Annotated in this window: 4 protein-coding genes; all 4 read right to left on the reverse strand. The window is 65.4% G+C overall.

Annotation, left to right across the window (positions count from 1 at the left end; all coding sequences use genetic code 11):
• Positions 1-3,424 (reverse strand): pectinesterase family protein (locus ACEN88_RS20890; protein WP_413342628.1); only part of this gene is annotated, 3,424 nt, incomplete at its 3' end.
• Between the two features lie 25 nt (positions 3,425-3,449).
• Positions 3,450-3,995 (reverse strand): PEP-CTERM sorting domain-containing protein, encoded by a 546-nt coding sequence (locus ACEN88_RS20895; RefSeq protein ID WP_413342630.1) that lies wholly within the window; start codon positions 3,993-3,995, stop codon positions 3,450-3,452.
• Between the two features lie 250 nt (positions 3,996-4,245).
• The gene (locus ACEN88_RS20900) at positions 4,246-6,480 is read right to left on the reverse strand and encodes an NADP-dependent isocitrate dehydrogenase (protein ID WP_413342632.1); all 2,235 of its coding nucleotides are present in this window, start codon (positions 6,478-6,480) and stop codon (positions 4,246-4,248) included.
• 249 nt (positions 6,481-6,729) lie between these two features.
• On the reverse strand, positions 6,730-7,087 hold a 358-nt coding region (locus ACEN88_RS20905), incomplete at its 5' end, for a LytTR family DNA-binding domain-containing protein (protein WP_413342634.1).

Genomic DNA, 7,087 nt, shown 5'->3' on the forward strand with positions numbered 1-7,087 from the left:
GTGGCGAACCGTTTCGCGACGCGCGCCAGCCCGCGTCCGCGCTCGCCACGGCCGGATTCGGCGCCGGCTGGTTATTGACACCCTGGCCCGCCCAGCCGGCCGGCGCCACGTGGGCATCCATCCGGCAGTTCACGAACGCGACGTTGTCCCACGTGTTCGTCGTGCCGGGGCTGCGCGCCAGATACGTCGCGCCGGCCGGCACGTCGCCGTGGTTTGGGCCGGGACCGGGGCCGTGCGTCAGCGCGCTGTTCAGGAAGACGTAGCCGATGTCCGTCGCCACGGGCACGCGCGCCTGCAGCACGTAGCCGCCGCTCGATGCGTTGGCGCTGTCGCCCACGCTGCGGATCTCGCTGTTCTCGAACAGGGCCGCGTGGCTGCCGCCCCAGATGAAGTCGACGTTGCCCGCGACGAGGGTGTCGTAGAACCACGCCCAGCCCTTCAGGTTCAGCGTGTCCTGCTCGCTCGTGAAGTTCGCGTGCTTCGCGACGAGACGCGTGTCGCTGTTGAAGTACAGCGTCTCCGCCTGGCCCGAGATCGAGGCCGAACGGAGCGTCGTGTTGTCGATCGTGAGCGTGTCGAGCACCAGCATGTCCGCGTTCTCGACCAGCATCACGGCGCGTCCGCCCGCCGGCGAACCGGCCACCGTCGGCGACTGGCTCGACCCGGTGCCCGGGTTCAGCGTCTCGTTGTTCGTGTAGCGGATCACGACGCCGTCGCGGCTCTCTCCCTTCAGCGTGACGTTGTTCTTGCCGTTCAGGTACAGCAGCTCGTCGTAGGTGCCGTTCTTCACGGCGATCGTCACCGGCGCCGTCTTCGCGAAGTTCTGCATCGCGTAGTTCAGCGCGCCCTGCACGGTGCGGAAATCGGCGCTGCCGTCGTCGTCGACGGTGACCGTGCTGGCGGTCGGCGCCGCTGCCTTCGTCGTGAACGACCAGCCACCGAGCTTGCCGATGCCGACGAACGGCAGGCCGCCCAGCGTGGTATTCGTGAACACGCCGTCGGCAATCGCGACATAGTATTCGGTGCCCCAGGCGAGCTTGCCCGAGTGCGGCGCGATGCGCACCGTGTTGCCGTCGATGCGGATCGGCGCCGTGTTCACGCGCCGCACGAGCGCCTGGCCGGGGTAGCCGAGGGCATCCGTTTCGCGGCTCGTGCGGATCACGTCGACCAGGGCATCGTCGGCCTTGCGGAAGATGCGGATGCTGCCGTTGGCGCCCAGCGTGGGCGGGCTGTCGAACGTCAGTGTCAACACCGTGTCGACGTTGACGGCGCCCGCCTGCGCGGCCGGGCTGCTGGCGCCCTGCAGCGGATACGTCTGGGTCGGCTGGACGAATTGGGCGCCGATGGTCGCCGCGATCGTGCGCGTGAGGCCCGGTTCGGAGCCGCTCGTGAACACGATGCTGGCGGTGCCGGCGGACAGCGGCGTCAGGGTGACCGTGTTGCCGTTCATGCTCGCGCTGACCACGGCCGGATTGCTGGACGCGACGGTAAAACTGTCGGCCGTGCCGTCCGCCGTGACGGCGGTGACGGCGACATTCAAAGGCGCGTCGCCCGCTTCGGCCGTGTAAGTCGTCGCGGCCGGATCGAGCGTCAGCTGCACGGGTTTCTGGCGCGGGTCGCCCACGCGCACGTCGTCGACCTGGAACGATTTATTGGCCGTGTACAGCCCGATCAGGCCGCGCTGCGCGAACGACGCGTCGGTCACGCTGCCGAGGTTTTTCCCGTCCAGGTAGACGGTGAGCGTGGTGCCGATCATTTCGAAGCGGACCGTGTAGAACTGGGCATCCATCGCGATCGGCATCTTGACCTGTTTCGGGCGGCTGAGTGTCCCGTTCAGCATGCGCGCGATCTCGACCTGGGTGCTCGTCGTGCTGTTCTGGACGTTCAGGCCCGCGCCATACCAGTTGGCCGCATCGACGTAGCGCGCGACGAGGTACAGCTGCTTGTTGCCGGTCGTGCCGTTGGCCATCGGGCGGATGCGCGCTTCCACGTAATAGTCGTTCGATGGTACGCCGCCGAACGCGTCCGGCTTCACGAGCGCGAGCACGCCGCCCGTCGTCGCGGCCGTGTACTGCAGCACCTTGCTGGCGCTGCCCGCCGCTTCTTCCGTCACGCCGAACGTGCCGTTCGGACCGGAGGTCGGAGTCGATAAGGGCAGCAAATTCCACCTGGCCGTGCTGCCGGACTGGAAATCGTCGCAGAAGTACAGGCCGGTGGCGGGGCAGTTCAGCGTGGGCCCCGTGTCGACGGTGGTTTTACCTGTGCCGGTGATTGCCGTCGCCAGCTTGCCGCCGCCCGCCTGCGCCAGCGCGTTCGCCTTCACGAGGGCGGCCGGGCGCGGCGTGTAGGCGTAAGGCGGCGTCCACGTCGTCGCGCTGGACACGGCGCATGCACCCAGCGCCGCGCCGTTCAGCAGCGAGCCGGTGTCCTTGAAGGTGCCGGCCGTGGCGTCGCCCGGATTCCTCACCACGCTGTCGCAGCCGCTCGCGCCCGCGATCTCGAACACGTTCGCGTTCGACAGGATCTTCGCATTCGCGCCGGGGCCCACGCTGTAGCTGTTCTTGTACACGTCGGCCGTCTTGCTGCCCACGTAGTAGTTGTTGAAGAGGTGGACCTGGCCGAAGCGCACGCGCGGCGCGCGCGACTGGATCGCGCGGAACACGTTGTTGCTGAAGGTGACGCGCAGCTTGCCTTCGTCCGCCGTGGCGGTAGGACTGGAGCCGACCAGGTTGTTCTTGTCGTGTTCACCGAACACGTTGTACGACACCGTCACGTAGTCGGACGCGTTGGTGATGTCGACGGCGCCATCGTGGCACTGCTTCACGTGGCCGTTCTCGATCGGCAGGAAGTTGTCCGTGACCGGCGCGTCGGTGAACGAGTTGTGGTCGATCCAGATATGGTCCGAGCCGGAGATGCCGATCGCGTCGTAGGCCGCGTTCCAGTTGCCAGTCGATCCGTCCGTCGGGTCCCACACGGGGCCGACGTCGCACGGGTTCTGGATCTTGAGGTTGCGGATGATGATCTGGCTGACGTTCGACAGGATGATGTGGCCGTTGACGAGGCCCGAACTCGCGCCGTCGCCGATCAGGGTCGTGTTGTTCTTGAGGCGGATCGCGCCGCGCGCCGACTGGTCGGCGGTGCTCGTGTACGGCTTCCCATCGGTCATGTCGACGAGGCCGGACAGCTTGATGATCTTGGGCGTTGTGCCGCCGTTGGCGATGGCCGCGAGCAGCTGCGCGCGGTTCGCCACGGTGTAGATCTGGTCGGTGGTGGCGTTGGCGCCGGCGATGGTGCCGCCGCCCTGGCTCGCCCAGCCGTCGGGCGGCGCGGTGGCGCGGGCCGGATCCGTGGCGGCAGTGGCGCCATTGACGGTAAGGCAGAGCGCGGCCAGCGCGAGCGCCGCCCCGATACGTGCGTATCTCATGGATGTCTCCTTGGCAGACGGTGGCTCAGGCGCGGCGGCGGCTGAATGCGAGACCGGCGGCGCCGGCCAGCAGCAGGGCAGGAACCGCGGGTTCGGGGACGTCCGCGGCACCGATCCGCGCCGTGATCGAACCGTAGTCGCCATGCCACGCGAGCCCGCCCAGGTCGACGGCGATGGTGTGGCCGTCGACGACACTCAAACCGGGCACGCCGTCGGCCGCGCCGCCGTCCAGCAGCGTGAAGCTCGCGATGGCGGCGGGAAGCGTCGCGCCGAAGTCGAAGGTCAGCTTGTAGTCGCCGGCGGGGACGGGCATGTTCTCGTAGATCGTGAGCATGCCGTCCTTGGCGAAATCGAAGCCGAACAGGAAGTCGGCCGTGAGGAATTCGACGCCGCTGTCGGTCGGGTCGAGCGTGCTGGTGTTGCTGCCGGGTTCCTGGGCGAACAGGTGGTCGAGTCCGAGGACGTCGGCCGCGCTGCCGTTGTAGGTGGCGGTGATGCGGGCGTCTTGCAGGGAAAGCGGTGCTGCCTGTGCCTGGCCGCTGGCAAGGGCTGCCAGGACCAGGGTCTCCAAGATTGTAGTCGTCGTTTTCATTGTTATTCCCGATTGATTGCCAATAAGCCATGGAGGCGCCTGGCCGGATGCGGTCCGCCAGGTCGGGAAATGTTAGCACGGGGACATCTAAATTGGTCGGGCCAGTTTAAATATTTTTAGACCAGAACAGAAATTGGCTTGACCAATTAAAAACCCGGAAAAAACAAAACCCCGGCCCGCATGAAGCGGAGCCGGGGTTTTCGAAAGGACTACCGAGAGCGGAACGCTATCAGGCGCCGACGCTTTCCAGTGCCTTGTTGAACGTGGCGCTCGGACGCATCACGGCCTTGACCTTGGCATTGTCCGGCTTGTAGTAGCCGCCGATGTCGACCGGCTTGCCCTGGATCTCGATCAGTTCCGCGACGATCTTCTGCTCGTTCTCGGCCAGTTGCTTGGCGAGCGGCGCGAAGTAGGCGGCCAGTTCGGCGTCTTCCGTTTGCGCGGCCAGTTCCTGGGCCCAGAACATCGACAGGTAGAACTGGCTGCCGCGGTTGTCGAGTTCACCGGTCTTCGGCGACGGCGACTTGCGGTTGTCCAGCAGCTTGCCGGTGGCGGCGTCCAGCGTCTTGGCCAGCAGCTTGGCTTTCGCGTTGCCGGTCTTCAGGCCCAGGTCTTCGAGGCTGACGGCCAGCGCGAGGAATTCGCCCAGCGAGTCCCAGCGCAGGTGGTTTTCCTCGGTCAGCTGCTGCACGTGCTTCGGTGCCGAACCGCCGGCGCCCGTCTCGTACATGCCGCCGCCGGCCATCAGCGGGACGATCGACAGCATCTTGGCGCTGGTGCCCAGTTCCAGGATCGGGAACAGGTCGGTCAGGTAGTCGCGCAGGATGTTGCCGGTCACCGAGATGGTGTCCAGGCCGCGGAAGGCACGCTCCAGCGTGAAGCGCATCGCACGCACCTGCGACATGATCTGGATGTCCAGGCCTTCCGTGTCGTGATCCTTCAGGTACGTCTTGACCTTCTTGATCAGTTCATTTTCGTGCGGACGGTACGGATCGAGCCAGAACACGGCCGGCATGCCCGAGTTGCGGGCGCGGGTGACGGCCAGCTTGACCCAGTCGCGGATCGGTGCGTCCTTCACCTGGCACATGCGCCAGATGTCGCCCTTCTCGACGTTCTGCGACAGCAGCACTTCGCCCGTTGCCAGGTCGGTGATGTTGGCGACGCCGTCTTCCTGCACTTCGAAGGTCTTGTCGTGCGAGCCGTATTCCTCGGCCTGCTGGGCCATCAGGCCGACGTTCGGGACGGTGCCCATCGTGCGCGGGTCGAAGGCGCCATGCCATTTGCAGAAGTTGATGATCTCCTGGTAGATGCGGGCGAACGTCGATTCCGGGATCACGGCCTTGACTTCCTTCAGGCGGCCGTCGGCGCCGTACATCTTGCCGCCGGCGCGGATCATTGCCGGCATCGATGCGTCGACGATCACGTCGTTCGGCGAGTGGAAGTTGGTGATGCCCTTGGCCGAGTCGACCATCGCCAGCGCCGGGCGGTGTTCCTGGCAGGCGTGGATGTCGCGGATGATTTCTTCGCGCTGCGAATCCGGCAGCTTGGCGATCTTGTTGTACAGGTCGGCCATGCCGTTGTTGACGTTCACGCCCAGTGCCGCCAGCGTCTCGCCGTGCTTCTCGAAGGCTTCCTTGTAGAAGGTGCGGACCGCGTGGCCGAACACGATCGGGTGCGAGACCTTCATCATGGTCGCCTTCACGTGCAGCGAGAACATCACGCCGGTCTTGTGCGCGTCTTCGATCTGCTGTTCATAGAACTCGAGCAGGGCCTTGCGGCTCATGAACATCGAGTCGATGATCTCGCCGTCCAGCAGGGAGACCTTCGGTTTCAGCACGACGGTCTCGCCGCTCCTGGTGATCAGTTCCATCTTGACGTCGCGCGCGCGGTCGAGCGTCATCGACTTTTCGCCGTGGTAGAAGTCGCCGTGGGTCATGTGCGACACGTGCGTGCGCGATGCCTGCGACCATTCGCCCATCGAGTGCGGGTTCTTGCGGGCGTATTCCTTGACGGCCTTCGGCGCGCGGCGGTCCGAGTTACCTTCGCGCAGGACCGGGTTCACGGACGAGCCGATGCACTTGCCGTAGCGGGCCTTGATCTCTTTTTCTTCGTCCGTCTTCGGATCGGCCGGGTAGTCCGGGAGGTTGTAGCCCTTGCCCTGCAGTTCCTTGATGGCTGCCTGCAGCTGGCCCACCGATGCCGAGATGTTCGGCAGCTTGATGATGTTGGCGTCCGGTTGCAGCGTCTTCTTGCCGAGTTCCGACAGCGTGTCCGGCACGCGCTGGTCCGGCGACAGGCGGTCGGCGAAGACCGCGAGGATACGCGCCGCGACGGAGATGTCGCTCTCTTCGATGCGGATGCCGGCGGGTTTGGCAAACGTCTCGACGACGGGCAGGAAGGCGTGGGTGGCCAGCAGGGGCGCCTCGTCGGTTAGGGTATAGATGATGGTCTGATCACTGCTCATACGCTGGTTCCTCGATGTGCGGGAGGGTTTGGAGTTCTAATACTAAAAAAACATCGGCTGTCCGGGCCACGCGCCAATGGTGGTGAACAGATCGAGGATCATACTCCGTCAAACATCGATCCGGCGGCCACAAACGTCGTATGTTGCCTTACGACTAAGTCTTATATAAGACATAGGACAGCCGCTATTATGCACGACCTTTTCGCAAAGGCGAAGCAGATCGTGAAAGGCCTTTTCGTAATGCGGGATTTACATCTGGCGGAACAGGTCGGCGTAGTTGCGGCTGACGACCAGTTGTTCGTCGCGGCCCTTCAGTTTCACCAGCAGCCGGCCGCGGAAGTCGGTGCGCGTGCCGGCCACGTGGCGCGCCGCGACGATCACGCCGCGGTGGATCTGCCAGAACTGCTGCGGGTCGAGCTGGTCGCGCAGCTGGCGCATCGGCGTGCGGATCAGGTGCTCGCCGTCGGCCACGAACACGCTCGTGTACTTGTCGTTGCTCTGGAAGTAAATGACTTCGTCGATGGCGATCAGCCGCGTTTCCTGGCCCTGCGCGGCGCGGATCCACTGCAGCGGCGCGGCCGGCGCGGGCGCGCCGCTGCAGTGGATC

This window comes from Massilia sp. CT11-108 (assembly GCF_047302915.1).
Taxonomy (GTDB): domain Bacteria; phylum Pseudomonadota; class Gammaproteobacteria; order Burkholderiales; family Burkholderiaceae_D; genus Telluria; species Telluria orientalis.